The sequence below is a fragment of the Burkholderia sp. BCC1977 genome (assembly GCF_905339595.1).
Taxonomy (GTDB): Bacteria; Pseudomonadota; Gammaproteobacteria; order Burkholderiales; family Burkholderiaceae; genus Burkholderia.
On sequence record NZ_CAJPGQ010000159.1, the window covers coordinates 1 to 709 of the forward strand.

The following is a 709-nucleotide window of genomic DNA, read 5'->3' on the forward strand; positions in this document are numbered from 1 at the left end:
AGTTCGTTGAACACCTTGAGCCAGAACTTGGCGCCCTCGGTCTGCTCGATCCAGAGGCCCAGCACGTCGCGCTGGCCGTCGGCCTGGATGCCCAAGGCCAGATAGACGGCCTTGTTGCTGACCACGCCGTCGTCGCGGATCTTGACCCGCAGCGCGTCGAAGAACACCACCGGATACATCGCCTCGAGTGGGCGGCTCTGCCAGCTCAGCGCTTCGGCCATCACCTCGTCGGTGACCGAACTGATGAAGTCGGGCGACACTTCGGTGCCGTATTGCTCGGCCAGAAACCCTTGAATCTCGCGCACGCTCATGCCACGCGCGTACATCGCAATGATGCGTTCGTCGAAGCCGGTGAAGCGGCGCTCGTGCTTGGGAATCAGGATCGGCTCGAAGCTGCCGTCGCGATCGCGGGGGACTTCGACCCGAACCGGACCGCGATCCGTGATGACCGTCTTGCCGCTGGCGCCGTTGCGCTCGTTGGCTTGGCCCGCCGGCTTGGACTGGCCCGACGGGTAGCCCAGATGCAGATTCATCTCGGCGCCCATCGCCCGTTCGATGATCGCTTTGTTGAACGCCAGCATCAGATCCTGAACCTCGGTCGGCGTCATCGGCCCCTTGACCAGTTGGTCCAGCAGTTCCTTGGGCAGCTCAGGCAGCGGTCCGCGTGCCGCTGCCTGACGCGCGACGGTTTGTCTTTTCTTCTTCATCG

1 pseudogene is annotated in these 709 nt (G+C 63.8%); it reads right to left on the reverse strand.

Annotated elements, in window-relative coordinates:
• A pseudogene (locus U5771_RS35250) lies at positions 1–707 on the reverse strand (IS256-like element ISBcen18 family transposase); the annotation flags it as partial.
• Positions 708–709: the final 2 nt, after the last annotated feature.